20 protein-coding genes are annotated in these 25,198 nt (G+C 71.1%); 3 read left to right on the top strand and 17 right to left on the bottom strand.

The genetic code is table 11. The features are described 5' to 3' along the window. Positions 1 to 88: 88 nt before the first annotated feature. The 8 genes from JEQ17_RS43160 to JEQ17_RS43125 form a co-directional block, all read right to left on the bottom strand. A complete protein-coding gene (locus tag JEQ17_RS43160; protein WP_200400357.1) occupies positions 89 to 649 on the bottom strand; it encodes a cysteine hydrolase family protein in 561 nt (186 codons plus the stop codon). Then, positions 646 to 2,142, bottom strand: a complete 1,497-nt coding sequence (locus JEQ17_RS43155; RefSeq protein ID WP_200400356.1) for a purine-cytosine permease family protein — start codon at positions 2,140 to 2,142, stop codon at positions 646 to 648. The genes JEQ17_RS43160 and JEQ17_RS43155 overlap by 4 nt, the downstream gene beginning before the upstream one ends. Before the next feature lie 111 nt (positions 2,143 to 2,253). After that, a complete protein-coding gene (locus JEQ17_RS43150; RefSeq protein WP_200400355.1) occupies positions 2,254 to 4,473 on the bottom strand; it encodes an NADP-dependent isocitrate dehydrogenase in 2,220 nt (739 codons plus the stop codon). Between the two features lie 146 nt (positions 4,474 to 4,619). Beyond that, positions 4,620 to 6,110 (bottom strand): hypothetical protein, encoded by a 1,491-nt coding sequence (locus tag JEQ17_RS43145; protein ID WP_407700124.1) that lies wholly within the window; start codon positions 6,108 to 6,110, stop codon positions 4,620 to 4,622. Positions 6,111 to 6,426: 316 nt separating this feature from the next. Next, complete coding sequence (locus JEQ17_RS43140; protein ID WP_200400354.1) at positions 6,427 to 8,808, bottom strand: bifunctional salicylyl-CoA 5-hydroxylase/oxidoreductase; 2,382 nt, start codon at positions 8,806 to 8,808, stop codon at positions 6,427 to 6,429. An 11-nt stretch (positions 8,809 to 8,819) separates the two neighbouring features. Then, positions 8,820 to 10,517: an AMP-binding protein gene (locus tag JEQ17_RS43135; protein ID WP_200400353.1), complete on the bottom strand. Its 1,698-nt coding sequence runs from the start codon at positions 10,515 to 10,517 to the stop codon at positions 8,820 to 8,822. Between the two features lie 41 nt (positions 10,518 to 10,558). Further along, a complete protein-coding gene (locus JEQ17_RS43130; RefSeq protein WP_200400352.1) occupies positions 10,559 to 11,473 on the bottom strand; it encodes an acyl-CoA thioesterase in 915 nt (304 codons plus the stop codon). Continuing rightward, on the bottom strand, positions 11,470 to 11,952 hold the full coding sequence (locus JEQ17_RS43125; protein ID WP_200400351.1) for a cupin domain-containing protein: 483 nt from the start codon (positions 11,950 to 11,952) through the stop codon (positions 11,470 to 11,472). The genes JEQ17_RS43130 and JEQ17_RS43125 overlap by 4 nt, the downstream gene beginning before the upstream one ends. A 165-nt stretch (positions 11,953 to 12,117) precedes the next feature. On the opposite strand from JEQ17_RS43125, the gene JEQ17_RS43120 reads away from it, so the two are divergent. Further along, positions 12,118 to 12,537, top strand: a complete 420-nt coding sequence (locus JEQ17_RS43120; protein ID WP_189838724.1) for a RidA family protein — start codon at positions 12,118 to 12,120, stop codon at positions 12,535 to 12,537. A 104-nt stretch (positions 12,538 to 12,641) separates the two neighbouring features. On the opposite strand, the gene JEQ17_RS43115 is transcribed toward JEQ17_RS43120, so the two are convergent. The 5 genes from JEQ17_RS43115 to JEQ17_RS43095 all read right to left on the bottom strand — a co-directional run bounded on the left by JEQ17_RS43115 (position 12,642) and on the right by JEQ17_RS43095 (position 17,107). Further along, positions 12,642 to 13,844 (bottom strand): hypothetical protein, encoded by a 1,203-nt coding sequence (locus JEQ17_RS43115; protein WP_200400350.1) that lies wholly within the window; start codon positions 13,842 to 13,844, stop codon positions 12,642 to 12,644. A 93-nt stretch (positions 13,845 to 13,937) separates the two neighbouring features. After that, positions 13,938 to 14,372 (bottom strand): DUF7144 family membrane protein, encoded by a 435-nt coding sequence (locus JEQ17_RS43110; protein WP_200400349.1) that lies wholly within the window; start codon positions 14,370 to 14,372, stop codon positions 13,938 to 13,940. Between the two features lie 52 nt (positions 14,373 to 14,424). Continuing rightward, positions 14,425 to 14,889: an SHOCT domain-containing protein gene (locus JEQ17_RS43105; RefSeq protein WP_200400348.1), complete on the bottom strand. Its 465-nt coding sequence runs from the start codon at positions 14,887 to 14,889 to the stop codon at positions 14,425 to 14,427. A gap of 105 nt (positions 14,890 to 14,994) precedes the next feature. Continuing rightward, entirely contained in the window at positions 14,995 to 16,347 is a 1,353-nt protein-coding gene (locus tag JEQ17_RS43100) for a hypothetical protein (protein WP_200400347.1), read from the bottom strand. A gap of 55 nt (positions 16,348 to 16,402) precedes the next feature. Further along, positions 16,403 to 17,107, bottom strand: a complete 705-nt coding sequence (locus JEQ17_RS43095; RefSeq protein WP_200400346.1) for an HdeD family acid-resistance protein — start codon at positions 17,105 to 17,107, stop codon at positions 16,403 to 16,405. Between the two features lie 199 nt (positions 17,108 to 17,306). Here JEQ17_RS43095 and JEQ17_RS43090 point away from each other — a divergent pair, with 199 nt between their 5' ends. Both JEQ17_RS43090 and JEQ17_RS43085 read left to right on the top strand, forming a co-directional pair. Further along, positions 17,307 to 17,915 (top strand): potassium channel family protein, encoded by a 609-nt coding sequence (locus JEQ17_RS43090; RefSeq protein WP_200400345.1) that lies wholly within the window; start codon positions 17,307 to 17,309, stop codon positions 17,913 to 17,915. A 40-nt stretch (positions 17,916 to 17,955) separates the two neighbouring features. After that, the gene (locus tag JEQ17_RS43085; RefSeq protein WP_200400344.1) at positions 17,956 to 19,365 is read left to right on the top strand and encodes a DUF2252 domain-containing protein; all 1,410 of its coding nucleotides are present in this window, start codon (positions 17,956 to 17,958) and stop codon (positions 19,363 to 19,365) included. A gap of 74 nt (positions 19,366 to 19,439) precedes the next feature. Here the strand turns inward: JEQ17_RS43085 and JEQ17_RS43080 are convergent, their stop codons facing one another. From JEQ17_RS43080 to JEQ17_RS43065, 4 genes are all read right to left on the bottom strand, one after another. Continuing rightward, positions 19,440 to 19,637 carry a hypothetical protein gene (locus tag JEQ17_RS43080; RefSeq protein WP_200400343.1) on the bottom strand — a complete coding sequence of 66 codons (198 nt, stop codon included), beginning with the start codon at positions 19,635 to 19,637 and terminating at the stop codon, positions 19,440 to 19,442. 144 nt (positions 19,638 to 19,781) lie between these two features. Continuing rightward, complete coding sequence (locus JEQ17_RS43075) at positions 19,782 to 20,300, bottom strand: hypothetical protein (protein WP_200400342.1); 519 nt, start codon at positions 20,298 to 20,300, stop codon at positions 19,782 to 19,784. A 61-nt stretch (positions 20,301 to 20,361) separates the two neighbouring features. Further along, entirely contained in the window at positions 20,362 to 21,999 is a 1,638-nt protein-coding gene (locus tag JEQ17_RS43070; protein WP_200400341.1) for an MFS transporter, read from the bottom strand. 182 nt (positions 22,000 to 22,181) lie between these two features. Then, on the bottom strand, positions 22,182 to 24,896 hold the full coding sequence (locus tag JEQ17_RS43065) for a LuxR C-terminal-related transcriptional regulator (RefSeq protein WP_200400340.1): 2,715 nt from the start codon (positions 24,894 to 24,896) through the stop codon (positions 22,182 to 22,184). Between the last annotated feature and the right edge of the window lie 302 nt (positions 24,897 to 25,198).

The raw sequence follows: 25,198 nt of genomic DNA, 5'->3' as shown, positions 1-25,198 counted from the left end.
CGCTCCCTCGGTATATACCCCACCCGGTATGGTACGCCTCGCCCGATGGGGACTGGGGTGCCGTGTGAGGCCTGCGGCGCTCAGGGACTTACGCGACCCGGGTGAGCACCTCGGCCACGGTGACGACCCGGATCAGCGGCCGGTACAGGTCCATGATCTGCAGGGCCTTGGTGTGCGAGGCGTCGTCCGCCCCGGCGCAGGCGTCGGCCGCCACCCACACCTCGGCCCCGGCGTCGGCGGCGGCCAGCGCGGTGGAGAGCACACAGCAGTCCGTACTGACTCCGGCGAGCACCAGACGCCCCTCGGGACCGACCCGCTCGGCCAGTTCGGGAGTCCATTTGCCGAAGGTCGGCGCGTCCACCAAGTGCCGGGCGTGGGGGGCGAGTTCGTCCACCAGCTCCCAGAGCCGGTCGTGCGGCGGCCGCAGCGCGAAGGGCCACTGCTCGTAGTACGCCCGCCAGGCGCCGGCGGGCTTCTCGGGTGCCAGGAACCGGGTGAAGGTGACCCGTTCCGCGAAGGCCGGCAGCAGGCGGCGTACCCCCTCCGCGGCCTCGGTGAAGCGGGGCGCGGCCCAGGGGCTGTCCGGCTCGGCGAAGACGCGCTGCATGTCGATGACGGCCAGCAGGCCTTGGGCTCCCGGTCGGCTCATGCGCCCGGCAGCTTCACGTCGAGCGGCCGGCTCGGGGGCCCCGCCTCCTGCTTACGGACCCGGCCGCGGCCGAGGGCGAGGGTGCCGAGGAAGCCGAGGGCCAGCGCGGCGAGTACGCCGAGGTTGGCGTAGGCCCATGAGCCGTCCTTGCCGCCGAGGCCCAGCGGGCCGAGCAGATAGCCCTGCCACTCCAGCCAGCCGGCGGCCGTGTTGGTGACGAGGCCCCAGCCGATCGCGGTGGCGGCGAGGGTCAGCAGCAGCGGGAGCGGTTCGACGTCGCCGTAGCGGCCGCTGGTGCGGAACAGGTCCGCCTCGTCGTAGTCGCGGCGCCGCAGCAGGAGGTCGGCGAGCATCACACCGCACCAGGCGGCGACGGGCACACCAAGTGTGGTGAGGAAGCCGATGAACTGGCCCAGGAAGTCGTCCGTGAGGAACACGATGTAGATCGAGCCCGCGATCATCAGGACGCCGTCCAGCAGGGCGGCCAGATAGCGCGGCACCCGCAGGCCCGCCGCGAGCAGGGCGAGGCCGGAGGAGTAGATGTCGAGGACCGCACCGCCGACCAGGCCGAGTACGGCCACGGCGGCGAAGGGGATCAGGAACCAGGTGGGCAGGATCGTGGTCAGCGCGCCGATCGGGTCGGCCGCGATGGCCGTGTTGAGCTCGGTGGACGATCCCGCGAGCAGCAGGCCGAAGACCAGCAGGAGCAGCGGTGCCACCGAGGCGCCGAAGGCGGTCCAGCCGACCACGCCCCGGCCGGAGGAGTCGCGCGGCAGATAGCGCGAGTAGTCTGCGGCGGCGTTGACCCAGCCGAGTCCGAAGCCGGTCATCATGAAGACCAGCGCACCGATGAACTCCTGGGCGGAGCCGGACGGTACGGCGCTGACGGCCGACCAGTGGATGTGGTCGGCGACGAGTCCGATGTAAACGACGGTCAGGACACCGGTGACCACGGTGATCACCGTCTGCAGCCGCATGATGAGGTCGAAGCCCATCACTCCGCCGACCACGACGAGCGCCCCGACGACGATCAGGGCGACCACCTTGGTCCCGGTGCCGCCGCCCCAGCCGAGCCGGTCGAGAACGGTCGCGGTGGCCATCGTCGCCAGGGCCGTGAGCACGGTCTCCCAGCCCACGGTGAGCATCCAGGAGACGACCGACGGCAGCCGGTTGCCGCGCACTCCGTAGGCCGCCCGGCTGAGCACCATCGTCGGCGCGGAGCCACGCTTTCCCGCGACCGCGACGAACCCGCAGAGCAGGAACGAGAAGACGATCCCGATCACCCCGGCGGCCAGCGCCTGCCAGAACGAGATCCCGAACCCGAGCGCGAAGGACCCGTAGCTCAGGCCGAGGATCGACACGTTGGCGCCGAACCAGGGCCAGAAGAGCGTGCGGGGTGTCCCCTTGCGCTCGGCGTCACCGATCACGTCGAGGCCATGCACCTCCACCTGGAGCTGCCGACTGCCTGCGCCTCTGTCGGGAGAGTCCGTCATCGTCGACCTGCCTGTCTGGAGGGGCCGGACACCCGCGCCCCAAAGGGGCGCGGGGAACTGCGCGACCAGCCACAACGGGCCCGCAGACAACGCACCGGGCCCAGCGGAGTGTCAGGCCAGTGTGGCGAGCGCCGCGTTGAGCGTCGCGGACGGCCGCATCACGGCCGCCGCCTTGACCGGGTCGGGCTGGTAGTAGCCACCGATGTCGGCCGGCGACCCCTGCACCGCGATCAGCTCGTCGACGATCGTCTGCTCCTGCGCGGTCAGGGTCTCGGCGAGCGGGGCGAACGCCTTGGCGAGCGCCGCGTCGTCGGTCTGCCTGGCCAGCTCCTGCGCCCAGTAGAGGGCGAGGTAGAAGTGGCTGCCGCGGTTGTCGATGCCACCGAGGCGACGGCTCGGCGACTTGTCGTTCTCCAGGAACGTGGCGGTCGCACGGTCGAGCGTGTCCGCGAGGACCTGGGCACGCGCGTTGTCCGTGGTCTGCGCGAGGTGCTCGAAGCTGGAGGCCAGCGCGAGGAACTCGCCCAGGCTGTCCCAGCGCAGGTAGTTCTCCTTGACCAGCTGCTGCACGTGCTTCGGAGCGGAGCCGCCGGCGCCCGTCTCGAAGAGGCCGCCGCCGTTCATCAGCGGGACGACCGAGAGCATCTTGGCGCTGGTGCCCAGCTCCAGGATCGGGAACAGGTCGGTCAGGTAGTCGCGCAGGACGTTGCCGGTGACCGAGATGGTGTTCTCGCCGCGGCGGATGCGCTCCACGGAGAGCTTGGTGGCCTCGACCGGGGCCAGGATCCGGATGTCCAGGCCCTCGGTGTCGTGCTCGGGCAGGTACTGCTTCACCTTCTCGATGAGCACGGCGTCGTGGGCGCGGCTCTCGTCCAGCCAGAACACGGCCGGGTCGCCGGTGGCGCGGGCGCGGGTGACGGCGAGCTTGACCCAGTCCTTGATCGGGTCGTCCTTGGTCTGGCAGGCGCGGAAGATGTCGCCGGCGGAGACCGCCTGCTGGATGACGACGTTGCCGGCCTGGTCGACGAGGCGGACCGTGCCGGTGGCCGGGATCTCGAAGGTCTTGTCGTGGCTGCCGTACTCCTCGGCCTTCTGCGCCATCAGACCGACGTTCGGGACCGAGCCCATCGTCGACGGGTCGTAGGCGCCGTTGGCGCGGCAGTCGTCGATGACGACCTGGTAGACACCGGAGTAGCTGCTGTCCGGGAGGACCGCGAGGGTGTCGGCCTCCGCGCCGTCCGGGCCCCACATGTGGCCGGAGGTGCGGATCATCGCCGGCATGGAGGCGTCGACGATGACGTCCGAGGGGACGTGCAGGTTGGTGATGCCCTTGTCGGAGTCGACCATGGCGAGCGCGGGGCCGTCGGCGAGCTCGGCGTCGAAGGACGCCTTGATCTCGGCGCCCTCGGGCAGGGACTCCAGGCCCTTGTGGATGCCGCCCAGACCGTCGTTCGGGGTCAGACCGGCGGCGGCGAGCGTCTCGCCGTACTTCGCGAACGTCTTCGGGAAGAAGGCGCGCACCACGTGACCGAAGACGATCGGGTCGGAGACCTTCATCATCGTGGCCTTGAGGTGCACGGAGAACAGCACGTCCTCGGCCTTGGCGCGGGCGATCTGCGCCGTGAGGAACTCGCGCAGGGCGGCGACGTGCATGACGGACGCGTCGACGACCTCGCCCGCGAGGACGGGTACCGACTCGCGCAGCACCGTGGTGGTGCCGTCGTCGCCGACCAGCTCGATGCGCAGGGAGCCGGCCTCCGGGATCACCGCGGACTTCTCGGTGGAACGGAAGTCGTCGACACCCATGGTCGCGACGTTGGTCTTCGACTCGGGGGTCCAGGCGCCCATGCGGTGCGGGTGGGCCTTGGCGTAGTTCTTGACCGACGCGGGGGCGCGGCGGTCGGAGTTGCCCTCGCGCAGCACCGGGTTCACGGCGCTGCCCTTGACCTTGTCGTAACGGGAGCGGATGTCGCGCTCCTCGTCGGTCTTCGGGTCGTCCGGGTAGGCGGGGAGCGCGTAGCCCTGCGCCTGAAGCTCGGCCACCGCGGCCTTCAGCTGCGGGATCGACGCCGAGACGTTCGGCAGCTTGATGATGTTGGCCTCGGGCGTCTTGGCCTGGTCACCGAGCTCGGAGAGGGCGTCGGGGATGCGCTGGCCCTCCTCCAGGAACTCGGGGAAGAGGGCGATGATCCGTCCGGCCAGCGAGATGTCACGGGTTTCCACAGTGACACCAGCCTGCGACGCGTACGCCTGGACCACCGGCAAGAACGAATAGGTCGCCAGGGCCGGGGCCTCGTCAGTGTGCGTATAGATGATGGTCGAGTCAGTCACCGGGTGCTCCGCTCCACGTCTGCAACATTGCTCGACATCAAGATATCTCGTGATCGGACCTGACCGGACAGGAGGCCGCACAAGTACGTCACAGTCCGGCCGGAGGCCGTGTGCGGTGGGCTCGGCGTGCGGTCGGCGCGGTCGCCTCAGCCCGCGGCGGGCGCGACGTGGAGGCGCAGGCCGGCGACGCGGTGCTGTTCCCAGGTCCTGGCGAATTCGGGCGGTTGCCCCTTGGGGGTCGTGAGGGCGGCGACCGGCAGCCGCTCGGCGGCCCCGACGATGTCCGCCGGGGTGGTGTTGGCGTTGTGTCCCTGGGTCTGGACGGAACGGCAGCCGGCGTAGAAGGCGATCGGGATGGCCAGGTGCCCGGTCAGCAGACAGGGCGGTCGTACGCCGAGTCGGTGCAGCTCGGCCGCCGTGCGGGCCCAGTCGCGGTGCGAGGCCGTGGTGCGGTCCACGGCGTGGTCCAGCACGGTGTACTGGACCGCCAGATGCCCGGCGAGGCCGAGGGCCACCAGGGTCGCGGCCACCGGTCGCCGTTTGCGGAGCGACGCGGTGACGAGGTGGATGAGCGCGTCGGCGACCGGGATGACCAGCAGCGCGTAGAAGGGGAGCAGGAAGCGCGGCGCGGCGTATCCGATCATGAACAGGTACGGGATGCCCGCCGTCGTGGCGCAGGCGAGGGGCAGGAGGGTGCCCGGGGTGCGCCGGGCCCTGACCGCGACCGCCAGCCCGGCGGCGGCGAGCAGCGGCAGGACGAACCACCACACGATGATCGGTGTGGCCGGAATCGATCCGGCGCACGGGCGGCACAGGCTGCGTCCGCCCAGGGTGCGCAGCTGGTCGAGGACGGCGATGTTCCAGCCGAGGCCGCCCTGGATCCCGGAGGCGTCGGCGAGCCGCTCGCTCAGGCCGCCGAACCCGACGTACGCCTCGACGACCCACTGCGCCGCCCCGGTCGCCAGCCCGACGAGCAGCGGCGCCAGCAGCCGCGGCCGTCTCCAGCGCGGGAGGCACAGCAACACGGCGAACAACGGGAGGGTGACCCAGACGGCGTCGGTGGGCCGCATCCACGCCATCAGCGCCGCGCTCGCACCGACGCCCCACAGGGCCGCGCGGTCGCCGGGGTCGGCCTGGGCGCGCAGGAAGTGGCCGACACCCGCGAGGGCGCCGATCGCGACCCAGTAGTTGGGCATGGCCTGCGGGCCGTAGAACACGGTCACCCACAGCGTGGCGAACAGGGCACCGCCGGCGCCGAGCACCCGGGCGGGGAAGAGTCCGCGCCAGGCACGCAGCGCCAGGAAGAGGCCGAGCCCGGACAGCAGGGCCAGATAGACCCGCAGCAGTTCCGTGGACGACGACCAGGAGGCGATCGGCGCGACCAGCAACGGGACACCGCGGGCGCGCGGGGCGCTGAAGAACGCCGCCGGGGTGTGACCGCTGACCTGACTGACGTACACCGACTCGTCCCAGCCGAGGCCCATCCCCGGGCGCACGAGGGCCAGTTGGGCCAGCGTGAAGGCGGCCGCGACCACTGCCGGCCAGGCCAGGCCGCGGGTGCGTGGACCGATGCGGGCGGTCCGCGTCGGTCCGTGGCGCTCGGCCGGGGCGAGCGTCTCGTTCAAGGTCTTGGCCATCGTCCACCCTTCGTCCCCGCGCGGGCGCAGGGCCTCTTCCGCCTCTGCCGCGGCAGGCAGGACGAAAGGTGTGATCCGGTGAAAACATGGCCAAATTAACGTGCGATCTTCGAGGGCGCAGTGCGGCAGCAGGGAGCCGTTCCGCTGTCCGGAGCAACGCCCCCGCCGAAACCGGGGCCCGCGGACCTGACGCACGAGAGCCGTGCGGCGCGCTCGTCGGGCGCTTCGCACGGCTCATTGCATGGGTGGTCGCACGGCTCACCGCACGGGTTGCGGAGGGGTGCCCTCCGTCGGCTGTCGGCTGTCGGCTGTCGGCTCAGGTGACCGTCGCCGACTCGCGGGGCGGGGTCCAGCGCAGATGGACGTTCTGGTCGGAGTCGTCCGCCCGCAGCAGCGAGAGGCGGGGGCGTACGGCGTCGGTGCGCGAGGTGGGCGGCTTGCGGCTGCCGGCCCGGTACTGGACCGGCCACTGGCTCGCGGCGCCCCGGTACTCCTGTTCGGCCGCCGCGTGCAGCGTCCAGTGCGGGTCGTACAGGTGGGTGCGGCCGAGGGCGCACAGGTCGGCCCGGCCCGCCAGGAGGATCGAGTTCACGTCGTCGTAGGAGGCGATCGCGCCGACCGCGATGACCGCGGTGCCGGTCGCGGCGGTGACCTCGTGGCGGATCCGGTCCGCGAACGGGGTCTGGTACGAGCGGCCGTACGCGGGGTCCTCGTCCCTGGTGACCTGTCCCGTGGAGACGTCGATGGCGTCCGCGCCATGGGCGACGAAGGCGCGGGCGATGGCGACGGCGTCGTGCTCGGTGTTGCCGTCCGGCACCCAGTCGGTCGCGGAGATGCGCACGATCATCGGCCGCTCGGCGGGCCAGACGGCCCTGACCGCGTCGAACACCTCCAGGGGGAACCGCAGCCGGTTCTGCAGCGAACCGCCGTATTCGTCGGTGCGGTGGTTGGCGACCGGGGAGAGGAAGGAGGACAGCAGGTAGCCGTGCGCGCAGTGCAGTTCGAGCAGGTCGAAGCCCGCCTCGGCGCCGCGGCGGGCGGCGGCGACGAAGTCGGCGGTGATCCGGTCCCGGTCGGCGCGGGTGGTCTCGCGCGGGACGGCCGATCCGGGGCCGTACGGCAGCGGCGACGGGCCGACGGTCTCCCAGTTGCCGTCCGGCAGCGGATCGTCCATGCCCTCCCACATCAGCCTCGTCGAGCCCTTGCGGCCCGAGTGGCCGAGCTGCAGTCCGATGCGGGCGGTGCTGCGGTCGTGGACGAAGGACACGATCCGCGCCCAGGAGTCACGCTGTTCCTCGGTCCACAGCCCCGTGCAGCCGGGGGTGATACGGGCGTCGGGCGAGACGCAGACCATCTCCGTCATCACCAGTCCGGCCCCGCCCATGGCCTTGGAGCCGAGGTGGACCAGATGGAAGTCACCGGGCACGCCGTCGACGGCGGAGTACATGTCCATCGGGGAGACGATCACCCGGTTCTTCAGCTCCAGCTCCCCGAGCCGGAACGGCTGGAACATCGCGGGCGCGACCTCGTCGAGGCCCTGCGACTCGGCGAAGGCGGCGTCGACGCGGTCGGCGAACTCCTGGTCGCGGGTGCGCAGGTTGTCGTAGGTGATGCGGCGCGAGCGCGTGAGCAGGTTGAAGCAGAACTGGGTCGGCTCCTGGTGGACGTACATGCCGATGTTCTCGAACCATTCCAGCGAGGCCTGCGCGGCCCGCTGGGTGGACTCGACGACGGGTCGCCGCTCGGCCTCGTAGGCCGTCAGCGCCCTCTCGATGTCCGGGTGTTCGTGCAGACAGGCGGCGAGGGCGAGGGAGTCCTCCATGGCCAGCTTGGTGCCCGACCCGATCGAGAAGTGCGCGGTGTGCGCGGCGTCGCCGACGAGGACGAGGTTGCCGTGGTGCCAGCGCTCGTTGCGTACGGTGGTGAAGGCCAGCCATTTCGAGTTGTTGGCGAACACCTGGTGGCCGGCGAGTTCCTCCGCGAAGAGTCCGCGGACGCGATCCACGGCCCGCTCGTCGGAGGCGCCCGGCGGGAACTCGGTCTCCTCGGTGTCGCCGAAGCCGGCCCGCCGCCAGACGTCCTCGTGCATCTCGACGATGAAGGTGGAGCCGCTCTCGGAGTAGGGGTAGCCGTGGACCTGCATGGTCCCCCACTCGGTCTGCCTGATGAAGAACTGGAAGGCCTCGAAGACCCGGTCCGTGCCGAGCCACATGTATCTGTTGTGCCGCCGGTCCAGCGAAGGGCGGAAGACGTCAGCGCGGGCCGCCCGGACCTGGGAGTTGAGACCGTCGGCCCCCACCACCAGGTCGTACGAGGCACTCAGGTCGTCCACCGGAGGGGCGAGCGTCGAGTAGTGGACGGAGACACCCAGTTTGCGGCAACGTTCCTGCAGCAGCCGGAGCAGGTCCTTGCGGCTCATCGCGGCGAAGCCCTGGCCGCCGACCGTGTGGCTGCGGCCCCGGTAGTGGATGTCGATGTCGGTCCAGCGGGCGAACCGCCGCGCCATGGCGTCGGCGAACTCCGGGTCGGCGTTCTCGATCCCGCCGAGCGTCTCGTCGGAGAAGACGACACCGAAGCCGAACGTGTCGTCGGGGGCGTTGCGTTCCCAGACAGTGATCTCGTGGGCCGGGTCGAGCTGTTTCATGAGAGCAGCGAAGTAGAGGCCGCCGGGGCCACCGCCAACGATCGCGATCTTCACGGGAGTTCCTCTCACTGCTCGACGGCGGCCGTGGCGGCCTGCTCGTCCTCGACGATCCTGCGGAGCGCGAACCGCTGCAGCTTGCCGCTGGCGTTGCGGGGCAGCGCGTCGCAGAACCGCACGTCACGCGGGTACTTGTAGGGGGCGATGACCTGTTTGACGTGGTCCTGGATCTCCCTGGCCTTGGCTGCGTCGCCCGGCACGCCCTCGCGGAGCACGACGAACGCGCAGACGACGAAGCCGCGTTGCGCGTCGGGCTTTCCGACGACGGCGGACTCCAGCACATCGGGGTGGGTGTCCACGGCGGCCTCGACCTCGGGCCCGCCGATGTTGTAGCCCGAGGAGACGATCATGCTGTCGCCGCGGGCGTGGTAGTGGAAGTAGCCGTCCTCGTCCCGGTGGAAGACGTCGCCTGTGACGTTCCAGCCGTCCACGGTGTAGTCCTTCTGGCGTTCGTCGTCGAGGTAGCGGCAGCCGACCGGGCCGATGACGCCGAGCCGCCCCGGCTCGCCGGGTCCGAGCTCCGAGCCGTCGGGGCCGAGGATCGTGGCGCGGTAGCCCGGCACCGGCTTCCCGGTGGCGCCCGGCCTGATGTCGTCACCGGCGGCGGAGAGGAAGATGTGCAGCAGTTCGGTGGCGCCGATCCCGTCGACGATCCGCAGTCCGAGCCGGTCCCTCAGCCGCTCCCAGACGGCCTGGGGTATGTGTTCACCGGCCGACACCCCGACCCGCAGCCCGGCGAGCCGCTGTTCCTGCCCCTCCCGCAGGATCGCCTGGTACGCCGTGGGGGCCGTCGCGAGCACGGTGACGCCCAACTCTTCGACGTACTGGGCGAGTTGGAGCGGTGTGGCGGCCTCGGTCAGCAGGGCGCAGGCGCCGGCCCGCAGCGGGAAGACGACGAGCATGCCGAGGCCGAAGGTGAAGGCGAAGGGGGCGCTGCAGGCGACCATGTCGTCGGGGAGCAGGCACAGCACATGGCGGCCGAAGGTGTTGTCGATGGACAGGATGTCGCGGTGGAAGTGCATGGTGATCTTGGGGACGCCGGTGCTGCCTGACGTCGGCGCGAGGAGTGCCACGTCGTCGGCGGCGGTGTCCACGGCGGTGAACTCGCCGGACTTGGCACCGGCCCGCGCCACGAGGTCGTCCGGGCCGGTGCCGCCGAACTCCACGACCGTCATCGCCGGCGACGCGGGGTCCCGTTCGGCATGCGCGTCCTGCGCCTCCCGGACGGCGTGCACGTCCTCGGCGAACCGCTGGTCCACCAGCGCGACGGTGGGGCGCGTCCGCTCGACGATCGGGGCGATCTCGCGGGCGCGCAGCGCGGCCATGATGGTGACGACCACTCCCCCGGCCTTGAGCACACCGAGCCAACTCGCCACAGCCCAGGGGTTGTTGGGTGACCGCAGCACAACCCGTTGTCCGGGGACCAGCCCCAGGTCCTCGGTGAGCACCTGGGCGACCTGGTTGGTCCGGGTCCGCAACTCGCCGTAGGTCCAGGTCTCCCCGGCCGGCGTGCGCAGCGCCGGACGGTCGGCTCCGAACGTCGATGCGGGGATGTCGATGAGCTCGGCGCCGGCGTTGAGCCGCTCCGGGTAGCGCAGTTCGGGTGTGCTGAACTCGATCGTCGGCAGCAGGTGCGCGGGAGGCAGGTGATCGCGCGTGAAGGTGTCCAGGTGCGCGGATGTCGGGGGTGACGACGGAGGAGTCAACGCGGGAGTCCTTCCGGAAGCCCACCGGTGGAGGCGGCGGGTCAGGTGGGGCGGATCATGCCCTCCTGGACGACGGTGGCCAGGTGACGGTGGTCGCGAGTGAAGAAGCGACCCGTGCCGAGTCCGCGGCCCGCGTCGGCGGCGCCGGCCTCCTGGAGGTAGAGGAGCCAGTCGCCGACGGGTTCGGGGCGGTGGAACCACATGGCGTGGTCGAGGCTGGCGGTGACGAGCCCGGGTTTGGCCCAGGGCAGGTCCAGTACGCGCAGTACGGGTTCGAGGATCGTGTAGTCGCAGACGTACGCCAGAGCGGCCAGGTCGCGCTGGGCGTCGGTGAGCCCCTCGACGGGCCGGAGCGGGTCGAACGGCTTGAGCCACACGGCCTGTTGGGGGACCTGCTTGCCCTCGACGGTGAGGTAGACCGGGCCGGGCACGTGCCGCATGTCGAAGCCGCGGCCGCCGGACCAGTAGGCCTTGGACTCCTCGGTCATGGAACCGCCGCCGAGTTCGGCGAGATACGCCGCCGAGCTGGGCAGTTCCTCGGGGGCGGGCAAGTCCTCGGCGAGTTCCGGGAGTTCGGCCTCGAAGGTCTGTCCGGGCTCCCCGGCGGCGAAGTTGGCGAGGCAGACGTAGAGGGTCTTGCCGTTCTGGTAGCCGCGTACCTGACGGGTGCTGTAGCCGCGGCCGTCGCGCAGCACCTCCACCTCGTAGCGCACGCTCGCCCCGATGTCGGCCGGGCGCAGGAAGTAACTGTGCATGGAGTGCAGGGTCTTGCCGTCGGTCACCGACCGCATGGCCGCGGCGGCGGCCTGGGCGACCAGGTCTCCGCCGTACGCCTTGGGCCAGGGACAGGGCTGGGTGACGGCGGTGAAGGCGAGATCGAAGTGCTCGGGCTCGGCCGGTGTCAGCGCGACGGCCGCGGTGAAGATCTCCGAGGTGGGCGGTGTCCCGGTCGTCATCGGTCCAGCCAATCCCGCAGGTCGGCGTCCGCGATGTCGGGCAGGTTGACCACGATGTTCTCCGGCGTCCGGGTGGTCATCCATGTCAGCGGCCTGTTGCGCGAGAGGTTGCACTCGATGTGCGGCATGAACGGCGGCACGAAGACCCAGTCGCCCTCCTGCATGTCGACGTAGTCCTCGAACTTCTCGCCGAAGTAGATGCGGGCCCGGCCCGACAGGACGTAGCCGCCGGTCTCCGCCTCGCCGTGATGGTGGGTGACCGAGCGGTAGCCGGGTTCGTTGCTGACCTTGCCGAACCAGAGCCGCCGGGCCGGGGTGTGCTGGGCGCTGACGCCCGAGACACGAACGGCCCCACCGGAGTCCGCGGTGTTCGCGCTCTCGGAACCGGCGCGGGTCACCACGGGCGTGACGAGCCCGCTGGGCAGCCGGTACATCGAGTTGTCGCCCTCAAGGCGGTATTTGCTGAGGTCGGGCTCCATGGAGGGGGCTCCGTTCCAGTCGTGACGGCTCAAACGACTTCGGTTCAGACGACTTCAGTCACGTTCGCGCTATCTCGTTTTTTTCACGACCGTCATTTACTGTCAATACATGCCACTGTACGGATCGTCGGATCGCACCGCGACCGACCTCGAACCGGAGGCCGCATGAAGCACATCCCCGTGAACCCGGCTGCCCTGCCGACGCCCAGTGGCTACTCCCACGGAACCCTGGCGGGGAACACCCTGCATCTCGGCGGGCAGACCGCCCTCGACGCCGATATGAAGATCGTTCCTGGGGGCATCGTCGAGCAGTTCCGCCAGGCGTTCGGCAACGTCCTGACGACGCTCCGGGAGGCCGGCGGCCTGCCGGAGGACCTGGTCAGCGTGACGATCTACCTCACCGACATCCCCGACTACCAGGCGCACGGCAAGGAGATCGGCAGGGTCTGGCGCGAACTCGCCGGGCCCGTGTACCCGGCGATGGCGGGTATCGGCTGCACCGCCCTGTGGCAGCCCGAGGCGATGATCGAGATCCTCGGCGTGGCCGTGATCCCGGAGGAACGGCTCGTTCGACCGAGTCGGTGAACAGCGCGGGCCGCACGGTCACATCTGCGGCACGAAAACGGCCTCGGTGGCCGCCCTGTCTCGGGGCGGCCACCGAGGCCGCATGTCCAGCGCCGGACGCGCGCTCAGCTCGTGGGAGCCGCCTTGCGCAGCGCCGTGATGCACATGCCGACGGCCTGCTGGAGTTCCTCCAGGCGCTGGAGCATGTCGTCCTCGTAGATGGTGTCGAGGTCGTCCACGTCGTCGAAGGTCAGTTCCTCGAAGACCTTCGTCGCCTTCTGCAGGCTGCTGTAGAACTTCGTCCGGCGCTCCTGGAGACGGAGCTCGGGGTCGGCCTGCACGGTCTGTGCGACCAGGTCCTTCACCGTGTCGTAGGCGTCGGAGGCCCACTCTCCGGTGTCCTCGCCCTCGTCCAGCTCGTCGATGAGGGACAGGTGGCGCTCGGCCTCGGCGCGCAGTTCGGAGGTTGCCTCGATCGTCTGCCCGGCGGGGGTCTTGACCTGGCCGTTCTCGACGATCTGGCGAACATAGCCGATCCGGCTGGCCGCCTGCGTCTCGGTGGCGACCGCCTTCTTCAGATCGTCGGTACGGGCGATGTCACGCGCCAACTCGGTCTGCAGGGCCGGGTCTTCCTTGAGCCGGTCCAAGAGCGCGGCCCGGGCCGCCTGGGCGGTCGAGGGGTCGGCGAGGATCGCGGCGCGCAGCGCGGTGGGGTTCTCGGCGACCTCCAGGGCCTTGGTCGGCCGGATGCCCTCGGCCTCGGCCGCCGCGGCGATCGCGGTGCCGCGGTCGGAGGCGGCGCTGGAACGGGAGATGTAGTACGAGTGCCACACGTCGGAGTCCGGCAGCTCCACGTCCTGGCCCGGGGCCAGCGCCTCGAAGTACGGGACGAGACCGTCGTCGGCCGCCTTGTCCCACGCCTTGTAGTAGCGCATGACCCGCTCCGGCGAGCATCCGGCCAGCTCGGCGAAGTCCTTCGCGGAGATCTTCGCCGTCTCCCCCGCGGCCTCCCCGCCGGGCCGCACGCTGCGGGCGACCTTCAGCGCGAAGGCCCAGCCGCCGGCCCGGACGTACGCCCCGAAGTCCCGGGCGTCCTGCGCCACCACGTCGTTCGAACTGCTCTGCGTCGCCGCGTCGTTCGCGGTGCCCTGAGTCACCACGTCCTTCGGCGTGCCCTGCGCCACGATGCCGTGCGCGGAGCCGGCCGGATCCCCGTCGTCGGAGGCTCCGGGCTCCTCCCAGAAGGCCTCGTCCGCGGGCGTTCCTTCTGCGGGTGTCCCGTCTGCGGACTGGACGGCCGGTGCGGGCTGAGCGGTCTCCACGGTCACTGAGCGACTCTCCTGGGGAAGGTGGTGCGGGCTGCAACGGACAGAGCGTGCAGCCTATATGAGCCTGCTCATGACGCTTTGGAGCTCACGGACTCAGGAGCGTCCGAACTCGTCGGAGTCGTCCTTCCGGACCACGCACAGGGCCCAGATGATGAACCCCGAGAAGGCGATCATCACGATCGACCAGACCGGGGAGTACGGCAGGGAGAGGAAGTTGGCGATGATGATGAATCCGGCGATGGTGACGCCCGCGACGCGCGCCCACAACGACGCCTGGAAGAGTCCGAGGCTGATGATCACGGCGACGGCGCCCAGGACGAGGTGGATCCAGCCCCAGCCGGTGAGGTCGTACGCGAAGACGTAGTCGCGTGTCGTGACGAAGACGTCGTCCTCGGCGATCCCCATGATGCCCCGGAAGATGTCGAGCACGCCTGCGATCATGAGCATGACGGCTGCGAAAACCGTCAGGCCCTCGGCCCACGGCCGATGGGCCGTCTGCGGGTGTTGCGTGGTGTGTGTGGCGGTCATCGTGCTGCCTCGTTTCAGTCTCGTGCGGTGTTCTCGACGGGTGCGTGTGCCTCTAGCTGCCGGAGGCGGTGCTGCCCGCGCGTTCCGAGGGGCCGTGGCCGCTCAGGACCAGTTCCTTCGCCCTGCGGAACTCCTCGTCCGTGATGTCGCCGCGGCCGCGGATCTCGGAGAGCTTGGCGAGTTCGTCGACGCTGCTGGGCCTGCCGTCGCCGCCCTTGGCGGTGTCACGGACGTAGCTCGCGAAGGCCTCCTGCTGTGCGCGAGCCTGCGCGACCTCCCGGCGGCCCATGTTCTTGCCGCGGGCGATGACGTAGACGAAGACACCCAGGAAGGGCAGGAGGACGACGAACACCAGCCAGCCGGCCTTGGCCCAGCCGCTCATGTCGTCGTCACGGAAGATGTCGACGACGATCCGGAAGAGCAGAACGAACCACATGATCCACAGGAAGAACACCAGCATGGACCAGAAGACGCTCAGCAGGGGATAGTCGTACGCGAGGTACGTCGGCCCGCTCATCTCTTTCCTCCGTCCCGGGCGATCGCCCGCCGGCAGTTGTCTGTCCCTTCCACCCTGCGCATGGTCACGACCGGGCGGCCTCACCCGAGGCGGGTGAGGCACGGTTCAGGGGATCGCCCGCCCCGGTTCCGCATCGGCGGGGGCGGGTTCCGACGCGGCGGCGAGCACCGCCGCCAGGGCCAGGACGAACAGGACCAGGCCGAGGACGAGCACCACCGCACCGACTGTGGGGTGGTTCCAGAGCACGAGTGCCAGGGCACCCGCGCCGATGGTGATTCCGGCGGTCCACGACCGGTGCTCGGCCAGTCGGCGTCCCAGGGAGCCGGTGCGCAGCCCTGCGCCGCTCAACGCCCGGCCGGCCGCCGTGGCGCCCCGCTGGGCCACGCTCCGCACTCCGCGTGCCGCCCGCCCGGGTCCGTACAGATAGGCGCTCAGTGCCGCGATCAGCGAGACGACGAGAAGTGTGCGTGTGCTCTCCCGCAGGAAGCGGACGAAGGTGTCGAAGATCGCCGCGGCGGCGTCGGTGGACTGCGCCCCAGGGGGGATCCCGTCCAGGTAGACACGTCGTACGACCGCAAGTGCGACGAGCAGGAGCACCATCATCAGGGCGATGCCGAGTCCTGTGACCAGCAGCATCACCCGGTGTCCGGGAGCGGTCCACACAGCGAGGGCGGCGAGGGCGACACCGATTACCGGCAGCCACGTACCCATGACGTCCAGCAGCCGCATCGCGTCCTGTGCCTTCCCCAGCTGCTCGGTCTCGAACAGTGTGATGGTGCGGTCGGTGTCCGGGATGGCGGCGGCCTTCTCGAAGCCCTGGTCGACGAGGCGCTGCCGCACCTGGTCGACCACGGACCCGATGTCCAGTTCGACGGCCTCGCCCGTCGCGCGAAGGGCACCTTCCCGCTCTCCGGTGAGCATGTTCAGCACCGCAGCGTGAGCCCTTCGATTGGCGCCCTCCCAGGCCTGCTCGAAGGCGTCGCTGGTGATCACACGGCTGACGTTGCGGTGAACGACGGTCTGCACCGCGGAGCGCAGCGGAGCGGCGAGGTTCTTCGACGCGTCCACCACTCGGGGCGGCGCCCCGGTGTCCGAGAGGGCCTTCGTGAGCGAGGCCGTCACCGCCTCGACGTCGACGTTGTCCACGACGCGGTTGGTCAGGCGGTCGGTCACGATGCTGCGGACCGCCGGATCGGAGGCCAGCGGCGCGACGGTCCGTACATACCGGTCGGTGTCGGTGACGGTGTCCTGAACCCAGGCCGCGACGACGGCCAAGGGCGCCAGCAGGAGGGCGAGAAGCAGCAGGACCGAGGCACCGACACGGCGCAGGCGCCGGTGGCGTACCCCCGTCGCCCGGCGCAGCCGCTCGTACTCCGCACGTTCCGCGGCGGTCAGGGCCTCTCCGGACTGCGCGTCTCTGCCGGAAGGGGACGGTCCGGAGGCCTTGCCTGAGGCCATGGCTCCTCCTTGGTCGCGGGTGACGCCCCCCTCCCCGGCCGCTTCGAGCTGGGTCTCAGGTGGTCCGGGCGGGGTCGTGCGGCCCCGTGATGCCGGCCCTGCGGAGTGCGGCGCGCCAGGCGAGGGCGAGGGCCACCTCGGCCAGGCCGAGCAGGACGAGCCACAGTCCGAGCAGGCGGGTCAGTGCCCGGGCGGACTCGGAGGGCAGGGCCAGCACCACGATCCCCGCGACGATGCCGATCACCGCGATGCCGAGGACGAAACCCCGGTGGGGCAGGTCCCGGGCGGCCAGGGCCGTGTAGAGGGTGAGAATGCCGGACACCACCCAGACGATCCCGACGATCAGCGAGAGCGCGGCGATGGTCTGCAGCGGGTTCCGCAGGCACAGCACCCCGCCGAGGACGTACAGCACGGCGAGGAGCAGTCCGGGCAGCCGTTCGCCGTGCTCTTCCCGGGCGAAGGTCTCGACGAACCGGAACGCCCCGGTCACGAGCAGATACAGGCCGAGGAGGACCGCCACCACGTGCAGGGTCCCGTCCGGCCAGACCAGGATCAGGATGCCCGGCACCAGCGTGGCGATCGCGGAGCCCAGGACCCATGTCCAGGAGCGCCCGAGTTTCGCCAGCACCTCCGCGGGGTCGGCTGCGGGGACGGGGGTCGCCCCGTAGGGCATGCGGTCCGGCCCGTCGGACGCATGGGCCGCCCCGTCGGGCATGTGTGCCGGTCCGGTGCCCGGTTCCGGATCACGCGAGACGGTCATGGCTCCTCCTGGCGCGATCGAGAGGGTCGCTCCCGGGCCGCCGGTGAGGCGGCACACGGGGATCGCAGGGCCAGCGTCCCGCCCCTCGTCGGCCACCGGGTCACCCCCGGCGGGTGATCCGTGCGGGCCGCCGGAGCGATGAGGTGGGGGCGGCAGGACACGCGTCGGCGTGCGGCGCGCCAGGACGAAGAGACACGAGATGAATGATCGAGCGGCTGCCCGGAGAGATCCCGTGGCCGCCCCGACGGAGTCCGCCCGGTCCGAGCGGGCGGCGTACCGGAGACGACCGGGTCCGGGGCGGCGGCAGACAGTCGTGCCCGTGGTGCGGGCCGTGTGCCTCACGGTGGGTCTCGTCACCGCGTACTACCTGCTGCCCCTGGACGGGCGAGGCACGGCCCGCACCACGGTGCTGCTCACCTGCGGACTGCTGGCGGTCGTCCTGGTCTTCCTGTGGGAGGTGCGGGCCATCGTGCGCTCGCCCTCACCCCGTCTGAAGGCCGTCGAGGCACTGTCCGCCACGCTGGCGCTGTATCTGGTGCTGTTCGCCTGCGTCTACTACGTCATGGAGCGTTCCTCCCCGGGCTCCTTCAGCGAACCGCTGACCAGGACCGACGCGCTGTACTTCACCCTGACCACGTTCACCACCGTCGGATTCGGCGACATCGCGGCCCGGTCCCAGACGGGACGCGTGGTGACCATGCTCCAGATGGCCGGCGGACTGATGCTCGTGGGCGTCGCCGCCCGGGTGCTCGCGGGCGCGGTCCGGGCGGGTCTGCGGAGGCAGGGCCGGGAGCCACCGCCGGAGTAGGACTCCTCGGCACAGGAACAGCGCACAGGAGGTGTGAGTCATGGCCGTAACGAGCGCATTCACCGCGTCCCTGACACCGGCCGAGCGAGCCGCGTACGGAAGGCAGGCGCGTACGCGCGCCTCGCGTTCGTGCCACGGCTGGTTCGAGGCGGGGAAGGAACGACCCGACCCCATCGAGGTGATAGAGCGTCAGTCGGCCACGCGGCTGCCCGAGTTGGTGCCCATCCGCTACGGCCGCATGCTCGAATCCCCGTTCCGCTTCTACCGGGGCGCGGCGTCGATCATGGCGACGGACCTCGGTCCCGTCCCGAACACCGGCCTGACCGCTCAGCTCTGCGGGGACGCCCATCTGCTCAACTTCCGGCTGCTGGCCTCGCCCGAACGTCATCTCGTCTTCGACATCAACGACTTCGACGAGACCCTCGCCGGGCCGTTCGAATGGGACGTGAAGCGACTGGCGGCGAGCTTCGCGATCGCCGGCCGGGCCAACGGCTTCTCGGTCAAGGAACAGAACGGCACGGTACGGACCTGCGTGCGGGCCTACCGGCAGCGGATGCGGACGTTCGCCGGCATGGGGACCCTGGACATCTGGTACGCCCAGGACGACGCCGACCGACTGCGGGAACTGCAGGCCTCGTCGATGGACAAGGAGACCAGGCGTCGTACCGCCGAGGCGACGACGCGGGCCCGTACGCGCACCCAGCTCCAGGCCTTCGCGAAACTCACCCGGATGACGGCCGAGGGCCGGCGGATCGCACCTGACCCGCCACTGATCACCCCGTTCCAGGACCTGCTGCCGGACTCCTCGGAGGGCGACGAGGAGAAGGAGCTCCAGATCGTCCTGGACGGGTACAAGCGGACCCTGTCGTCCGAACGCCGGCACCTGCTGCGCCACTACCACCTGGCCGACATGGCCCGGAAGGTGGTGGGCGTCGGCAGCGTCGGGACACGCTGCTGGATCGTGCTCCTCCTCGGCAGGGACGACTCCGACCCGCTGCTGCTGCAGGCCAAGGAGGCGCAGGAGTCGGTCCTCGCCGCCCACACGGGCGGCGAACGCTACGACAACCAGGGCCGCCGGGTGGTGGCGGGACAGCGGCTGATCCAGACGACCAGTGACATCTTCCTGGGCTGGACCCATGTCGTGGGCCTCGACGGGCGCGAGCGCGACTTCTACGTACGCCAGTTGAAGGACTGGAAGGGCATCGCGCGGCCGGACACCATGGATCCCGGCATGCTCCGTCTGTTCGCGCAGTTGTGCGGGGCCAGTCTGGCGCGGGCCCACGCCCGCTCGGGCGATCCGGTGGCCATCGCCGCCTACCTGGGCGGAAGCGACCGCTTCGACCGCGCGCTCGCCGAGTTCGCCCAGGCCTACGCCGACCAGAACGAGCGGGATTTCGAGGCACTCGGCGCCGCTGTCGCGTCCGGCAGGCTCCGGGCGGAAAGCCTGTGACCACTGCCGCTCGTGCGGATCGTCGTACGTACGGGCTGAATCGTGCCGATCGTCGTACGCGGCCGAACGCCGTGTCACTCCGGCAGCTGGCGCATCTCCAGGACCCGTAGTCCCAGCGACCGGCAACGGGCCAGCAGGCCGTACAGGTGCGCCTCGTCGATGACGGAGCCGTACAGGACCGTGTGTCCGGACATCATCACGTGATCCAGCTCCGGGAAGGCACTCGTCAGTGTCTCCGACATGTGTCCTTCGACGCGGATCTCGTAGCGCATGAGCTGCTCTCCCGCGGGTGGCCTGGGACAGGCGGGCTGCGGCCTTACGGTGCGATCCTCCGCCTCGGCGGACCGCCCGGCCTCACCCCGTAGAGGTGATACGCCGTCCGGCACGCGCTTCACCTGCGTCAATGCGTCAATGCGTCAATGCGTCAAGTAGATCTTGAACGCGATGATCAGCAGCCCGAGCAGCAGGTTCACCGTGGCGGTGGTGGCCACCAGGCGCCACGAGGCCCCGGCCCGTCGTGCCGCGGCCGCCGACCAGCCCACCTGGCCCGCCACGGCGACCGCGAGGGCCAGCCACAGGGAGCCCGACAGGTCGAGGCCCAGGAGCGGGCTGACGGCGACGGCGACGGCAGGAGGGACGGCGGCCTTGACGATCGGCCACTCGTCACGGCACGCGCGCAGCACGGTCCGGCGGTCGAGACCGAGCTCCGCCAGCCGGGCCCCGAACAGCTGGGCGTGCACATGCGCGATCCAGAACGCCACACCGGTGAGCAACAGCAGCAGCACCAGTTCCAGTCGGGGGAACTCGCCCAGGGAGCCGGCGCCCACGATCACGGAGGCGGCGAGCATGGATCCGTAGACGGCACCGGTGTAGTCGGCACGGGCCCGGTGCTCGGCGCTGCCCGCTCGGGCCGCGGTGTGCTCGGCCTCGGACATCGCGGCCTCCCTCCAAGTCGGCCGGCCGTAGCCGATCGGTCAGCCGGCCGGAGCCCAACTATCAGCCGGTCGAGCCGGTCGGGCTGCTCGCCCCGGTGGGCGTGCCGGTGTCGGGTTGCTTCGGACGGCCGGCCCCTCGGGTCGGCAGATGCGGCGTGACCAGGAAACTGGCGAGTGTGATTCCGCCGGTGGCGAGGATCGCCGCCTTCAGGCCGTCGAGCTGCGCCGAGGCGTACGAGTCACCGAGGGCGTCGACCTCGGACGGCGGCAGTCCGGCGCGTTCGGCGGCCGAGCGCACCTGGTCGGTGGGCACGAAGGTGATGCCGGCTTCGAGGGCGACCCCGGTCTGCTGTCGGGCCTCCTCCGAAAGCTGCGGGTTCTTGTCCACCTGGGTGGTGAAGGCATGGGCCAGGGCGCCGATGAGCAGTGATCCGATGAGGGCCGTGCCGAGTGCGGAGCCCAGGTTCTGGGCGGTGAACTGCAGTCCGCCGGCCTCGCTGCGTTCCTCCTCGCCCACGCTGGACTGGACGACATTGCCCAGCTGCGAGGCGAGCAGGCCCATGCCCACGCCGAGCAGGGCCATGGCTCCGGCGAACTGCGCGTCGTCGATGACCGGGTCGATGGTGGCCAGCAGCCACACGATGGAGCCGGTGAGGGTCAGCAGGGCCAGTCGGACCACCCTGCGCGGTCCGGCCGCCCGACCGAGCCGGGCGGCGACCATGGAGGCCGCGAGCATGGTGACGGACACCGGGAGCAGTCGCAGACCTGTCTGGAAGGCGTCGAAGCCCTGCACCACCTGCAGGTAGAGCGGGATGGTGAAGAACAGCCCCAGCAGGATGAGGTTCTGGCTCACCAGCGTCATGAGGCCGGATCGCAGTGCGGGCTTGTGCAGCAGGGGCAGATGCACCAGGGGCTCGGCGCCGCTCGCCTCCCGCCGTTTCTCCCAGTGCACGAAGGCGGCCAGCACGGCGACCCCGGCGGCGACGACGAACAGCGTCGGCGCGAAGCCGAGGACGGTGAAGGGCGGGTTTCGGGGCTGCACCCATCCCCAGGAGCCGCTCTGCAGCACACCTAGGACGCCGAGCGCGAGGCCGGTCGCCGAGAGTGCGGCGCCGACGCCGTCCAGGCGGGGGCTCGGACCGGTCCTGGGTTCTTCCGTGACCGCCCGGTGGAAGCAGAGCACGATCAGGACGACCACGACCTCACCGGCGAACACCAGCCGCCAGGTGAGGTATGTCGTCACCCAGCCGCCCAGCAGCGGGCCGACCGCGATACCTGCTCCGGCGAGTCCGCCGATGACGCCGTACGCGACTGCCCTGTCCCGCCCGCGGTAGGCCTCGGCCACCAGGGCAGCCATGGCGGGCAGCACCAGCGCGGCGCCGAGTCCTTCGATGACCGACCAGCCCAGCGCGAGGACCCAAAGGGTCGGGGCCGCGGCGGTCAGGGCCGATCCCGTGGCGTAGACGACGAGCCCGAACAGGAACAGACGACGGCGTCCGAAGATGTCTCCGAGCCGGCCTCCGATGATCATGAAGGCGGCCATGACCAGCGCGTACAGCGTGATGACGGCCTGGATCGCGGTGACCTCGGTGTCGAAGTCCTCCACGAGTTGGCTGATGGACACGTTCATGACGGAGGTGTCCAGGACCATCAGGAACTGGGCCGTACCCAGGACCATCAGTGCCCGCCAGTGCCTCAAGGTGCCCACCTCGCCGAGTCGCCCCGGGACCCGGCCAAATCCACCGGGCAGCGACGGGCCGATGCCCTGCCGCCACCCCCATCGCACCCGAAGAACGTGCCACGCGCCTCACCCCGCACGGGCGAGCCGGACACCCCGCGAAGGCCCCCGCCCGGGCAGCCTCCGAAGACGCGGCCACGTCCTCACAGCAGCCGCAGCTCGCGCGCGCGGTGCACCGCGTCGTGGCGCCGGTTCACCGACAGCTTCCGGTAGACGCTCTTGAGGTGGGTCTTGACCGTGTTCACCGATACATACAGATCGGCGGCGATCTCCTCGGTCGACATCATCTGGGCGAGCCGTTCCAGTACGTCGTGCTCGCGTCCGCTCAGCTCCTCCACGACCGGTGGCGGCGGCTGGTCTCCCTGGCGAGTCCGCGGCGCGGCGCACGGCGGCGGTCCGGGGGTGAGCCAGCCCTCGGACAGCCCGCGCAGCGGCACCGTGCCGAGCAGGGGCCGGATCCACGGTCCGGCTTCGAGGAAGGGGCGCCGCAGCCGCTCGCGCCGAGCCTCGTGGAGGGCATGGGCGACGAGTCTGCGCGCGGTGGCGGAGTCCCCCGCGTGGTCCGCGGCCTGGGCCCGCACCAACAAGGCCCGGACGGTCAGCGCGGGACCCGCACGGCCCTCGGGCCCCGCACGGCCCTCGGAGCGCACTCGGTCGAGCAGGTCGAGCGCCTCGACGGGCCGGCCCGCGGCGAGCTGGGCCCGTGCGGCCCCGACGACACACGCCGGCTGGTCGCCGGGCACCTCCTGCAGCAGTTCGGCGGCAGTCTGCGGCCGGCCCTCCGCCAGGTGTGCGGCCGAGGTCACCAGTGCCGTGTGCGCCTTTGACCACGGTGAGACCACGTCGGCGGCGACGGCCGGTTCCGCCGCTTCGAGCGCGGCACGCGTTTCGCCGCGGGCCAGGAGCAGCCGCGCGGTGGCGAGGGCCCGTCCCGCCCGCATCACCGGGTCCCGCATGCCGTGATGGGAGTCGGCCGCCGCGTCGAGGAGGGCCTGGGCGCGGTCGAGTTCGTTGCGGTCGACGGCCACGGCGGCCAGGACGAGCAGCTCGATGCCGGAGCCGGACTCCTCCCTCAGGCTGAACCGTTCGGTCTCACTGGTCGCCGCCAGGGCCTTGCGCTCCGCCTTGCCGGGCCAGCCGTTCAGATAGTCGATCAGAGCCAGATGACCGAGGGACTCCTCGCGCGGTAGCGCCGTCGAGGCTCCCCCGGAGCAGGCGACCGCCGTGCTCAGGGCGTCACTTGCGTCCTCGAAGCGCCCGGCCCACAGCCGTGTCGAGCCGAGGTGGGTCGACAGGAGGGCGGCCAGTTCGGGGTGTGCGTCGAGGAGCTGGGCGGGTACCTCCTGCTGGAGTTCCGCGGCCGTCTCCGCCGCCGTCTCGGCCCGTGCGGGCGAACCGGTCAGCCGGGCCGCCAGCGCCTCCAGCAGGGCGCAGCTCAACCGGGCCGCCGCGAGGCCGGGTGAGCCGTCCCCTGCCGGTGTCCGCTCCTCCGCGGCCAGGCTCTGTTCGGCGTGCCGCAGGTGGGCCAGGCCGTGGTCGAGGTCGCTGCGCGCCAGCTCACGGGCCGCCCGGACGAGATCCGTGGCGGGGCTCGTGGCCTCGGGGCCCATCCCGGAGAACAGCTCGGCCAGATGGTCCGAGCGGAGACCGGTGAAGAGCTGGCCGATGGCGAGGTCGTCGACGAGGGCTCCGGCGGTGAACTCCCAGTCGCCCGCGGCGGCGCCGTGGCCGAGCGTCTCCGCGAGGGATCCGGAGTCCCGCAGCCAGGCCGCGGCCCGTCGGTGGAGTTCGGGTTCCAGACCGGGAGAGCGCATCCGCAGATGGGCATGGAGGATCTCCCCGAACAGCGGGTGGAGCCGGTAGCGGGCGTGCCCGAGGTACTCGACGAACGCGTTCTCGCGGTGCAGCCCGGCCAGGACGGACTCGGCATCGGTTCGCCCGGTCAGCGCGTTCGCCAGCTCGGGACCGAAGCGGTCTAGGACGCTGACCCGCAGCAGGAGGTCCTGCGCCTCGGGGCTCTGCCGCTTGAGCACCTCCGCGAGCAGGAAGTCGGCCACCGTGGTGCGGTCGACCTCGAACTCCTTGAGGTACGTCTCCGGATCCGGGCTCTCCTGCGCGGCCAGGGCACACAGCCGCAGTCCGGCGGCCCATCCCCGGGTGCGCTCGACGAGGGCCCGCGCGGCGGACACCGGCACACGCAGTCCGTGCAGTTCCAGCAGCGCGGCCGCCTCCTCGGGGGTGAAGGCCAGCTCCGCGGCCCTGATCTCGGTCATGTCGCCGACCGCCCGATAGCGGTGCAGCGGCAGCAGGGGCTCGGTGCGGGTGACGAGGATCAGGCGCATGCCCCGTCCCGCGTGGTGCAGGACGAATTCCAGCTGCTCCGCGATCTCGGGCGCCGTCACACGGTCGTACTCGTCGAGCACCACGATCACGGGCCGGTCCCGGTCGCCCAGGCCCGCGGCGAGGCGCGTCAGCAGTGTCTGGTCCACGCGGCTCGCGTCGGCCGGGGAGCCGACCTCGGCGGGCAGGTGCACACCGGAGGCGCTCAGGGCCTGGAGGAAGTACGCCCAGAACATGCCGCAGCCCTGGGCCGTGGCGTCGTTGGTGAGCCAGGCCACGGGCCGGTCGCCTCGCGCGGCCCAGTCGGCGGCCAGCAGGGTCTTGCCGGCGCCCGCGGCCCCGCTGACCATGGTCAACGGCGTCCGCAGAGCCTGGTCGAGATGCCTGACCAGGCGCTCCCGTCGTAGAAACGTCGCGGGACGCGCCGGGATCACGAACCGCGTGTGCAGGAACGGGTCTCCTTGGGGATCGGCGCACGACGTGGTCGGTTCCGGACCGTTCTCCTCCAGCCCAGCCATGGCGCTCACCACCACTGTTCGTCAGGTCATGGGCAGCGCTCCCCCTCAGCATCCCGCGGTTTCTGCGCATGTGCGCGCCAAACGGGCGCCGGTGGTCTCTCCGGGGCGGCAGCGGCGTCCGCCGCCGAGTCCTGTGGGTTCGTACGAGGACCGTGCCCGTCCGACAGCGCCCGCACGGTCGTCCGCCGGCGGGACGGCCGTGGTCAGGCCGGGCGCGTGACGGCCCGCGGCTCATTCCTGGGCCGCTCCCCCGTCGGGCCGGTCTCCTCGGCGACCGGTCCGACGTGATTGGTGGAGGCAGG

Source organism: Streptomyces liliifuscus, from assembly GCF_016598615.1.
Lineage (GTDB): Bacteria > Actinomycetota > Actinomycetes > Streptomycetales > Streptomycetaceae > Streptomyces > Streptomyces liliifuscus.
The sequence above is the reverse complement of the archived record's forward strand: the minus strand, read 5'-3'. Positions and strand labels throughout refer to the sequence as shown.

What these genes read in the sequence shown, in the direction of transcription:
- JEQ17_RS43105 (WP_200400348.1), bottom strand. Translation starts at nt 14,889, where the DNA reads ATGAGCGGGCCGACGTACCTCGCGTACGACTATCCCCTGCTGAGCGTC.
- JEQ17_RS43065 (WP_200400340.1), bottom strand. Translation starts at nt 24,896, where the DNA reads ATGGCTGGGCTGGAGGAGAACGGTCCGGAACCGACCACGTCGTGCGCC.
- JEQ17_RS43090 (WP_200400345.1), top strand. Translation starts at nt 17,307, where the DNA reads ATGAATGATCGAGCGGCTGCCCGGAGAGATCCCGTGGCCGCCCCGACG.
- JEQ17_RS43120 (WP_189838724.1), top strand. Translation starts at nt 12,118, where the DNA reads ATGAAGCACATCCCCGTGAACCCGGCTGCCCTGCCGACGCCCAGTGGC.
- JEQ17_RS43075 (WP_200400342.1), bottom strand. Translation starts at nt 20,300, where the DNA reads ATGTCCGAGGCCGAGCACACCGCGGCCCGAGCGGGCAGCGCCGAGCAC.
- JEQ17_RS43145 (WP_407700124.1), bottom strand. Translation starts at nt 6,110, where the DNA reads ATGGCCAAGACCTTGAACGAGACGCTCGCCCCGGCCGAGCGCCACGGA.
- JEQ17_RS43095 (WP_200400346.1), bottom strand. Translation starts at nt 17,107, where the DNA reads ATGACCGTCTCGCGTGATCCGGAACCGGGCACCGGACCGGCACACATG.
- JEQ17_RS43100 (WP_200400347.1), bottom strand. Translation starts at nt 16,347, where the DNA reads ATGGCCTCAGGCAAGGCCTCCGGACCGTCCCCTTCCGGCAGAGACGCG.
- JEQ17_RS43155 (WP_200400356.1), bottom strand. Translation starts at nt 2,142, where the DNA reads ATGACGGACTCTCCCGACAGAGGCGCAGGCAGTCGGCAGCTCCAGGTG.
- JEQ17_RS43160 (WP_200400357.1), bottom strand. Translation starts at nt 649, where the DNA reads ATGAGCCGACCGGGAGCCCAAGGCCTGCTGGCCGTCATCGACATGCAG.
- JEQ17_RS43085 (WP_200400344.1), top strand. Translation starts at nt 17,956, where the DNA reads ATGGCCGTAACGAGCGCATTCACCGCGTCCCTGACACCGGCCGAGCGA.
- JEQ17_RS43125 (WP_200400351.1), bottom strand. Translation starts at nt 11,952, where the DNA reads ATGGAGCCCGACCTCAGCAAATACCGCCTTGAGGGCGACAACTCGATG.
- JEQ17_RS43110 (WP_200400349.1), bottom strand. Translation starts at nt 14,372, where the DNA reads ATGACCGCCACACACACCACGCAACACCCGCAGACGGCCCATCGGCCG.
- JEQ17_RS43080 (WP_200400343.1), bottom strand. Translation starts at nt 19,637, where the DNA reads ATGCGCTACGAGATCCGCGTCGAAGGACACATGTCGGAGACACTGACG.
- JEQ17_RS43130 (WP_200400352.1), bottom strand. Translation starts at nt 11,473, where the DNA reads ATGACGACCGGGACACCGCCCACCTCGGAGATCTTCACCGCGGCCGTC.